The organism is Spirillospora sp. NPDC047418, assembly GCF_040643275.1.
Taxonomy (GTDB): domain Bacteria; phylum Actinomycetota; class Actinomycetes; order Streptosporangiales; family Streptosporangiaceae; genus Spirillospora.
The window spans coordinates 1-1,208 of the sequence record NZ_JBEYTW010000214.1 but is presented as its reverse complement, the minus strand read 5'-3'; the positions used below and the strand labels follow the sequence as shown (position 1 = coordinate 1,208).

Annotated in this window: 1 protein-coding gene; it reads left to right on the top strand. The window is 65.5% G+C overall.

What is annotated here, in order from left to right:
- Nucleotides 1-9 precede the first annotated feature (9 nt).
- A partial coding sequence (locus ABZ806_RS45105; protein ID WP_500226153.1) for a tyrosine-type recombinase/integrase occupies nt 10-1,208 on the top strand: 1,199 nt, incomplete at its 3' end.

The window sequence follows — 1,208 nt, the reverse complement described above, 5'->3', positions numbered from 1 at the left end:
AAGGCGTGCGTGATCGCTTCACGCGCTTTGGAACTGCGGCCCGATCACGGCTCCGACCCGTCCAAGCTTCGGTTCTCCGACGTCACCATGGTCGTCGACGCCTACAAGCTCGCCCACAACAACGCGGGGGAACTCTACGCACCCTCCCACCAGGGGCATCTACTCGGCCACTTCTTCGACCTGCTGGACTTCGGGCGCCGCGAAGGGATAGCAGGCGATCTGTCGCCCAGCTTCGTCCGCCACCCGGGACATCACACGATCAAGCAGGTCGACGACAATGAGGACGAGATCGGCAAGGCGATCCCCGATACCATCGTCGACCAGCTCGATCAGCACCTGCACCTGCTCGGGACGGGGTTTCCTTACGGGGAGCTCGCCCCGGAGATCGTCGCGGAGATGTTCCAGACCATCTACGTGATCCTCCGGGACACCGGACGGCGCCCCGCCGAAATCGCAGGCCTCGACCTGGACTGCCTGGAAGCCGACCGGGACGAATACCAGTTGATCTGGCACAACATGAAGGGCCGCCGCCTCCGCAGACGGCTACCGATCCTCACGCCGACCGTCGAGGCGATCAAGCGCTGGAAGCAGACCCGGGCGCGGCTGGACCTCCCTCCCAACAGCGCTGACCACCTGTTCCCGGCGATCACCAGCAACTACCGCCACCTCAACTCCGGCTACATCTCCCGAGCCATCCGGCTGTGGGCCGACTCCATCCCTGCCCTAAACTCCAGCGAGCTCGGCGACGACGGGACCCCGCTACCGTTCGACCGATCGAAGATCTTCCCGTATGCGTTCCGGCACACGTTCTGCCAGCGTCACGCGGACGCCGGCGTGCCGCTGCCCGTTCTGCAAGCGCTCATGGACCATCGTTCGGCGGACACAACCGCCGCGTACTTCCAAGTATCGAAGAAGATGAAACGCCAGGCCGTGGAAACTCTGCGGGTGCTGGTCCTGGACCGGCACGGCAATCCCGCTCCGATCGGATCAGCGACAGCCTACGAACTGCGCGCAGTGGCCGTGCCGTGGGGAAACTGCGTCGAGCCCTCCAACGTCAAGGCAGGCGGGAAGGCATGCCCGATCCGCTGGCAGTGCCCCGGGTGCTCGCACTACCGGCCCGACCCCTCCCATCTGCCCGCTATCGAGGACCAGGTCCGCAGCCTGAAGGCCAACCTGGAGATGGCCAGAGCCATGGGCACCGCCGGCTA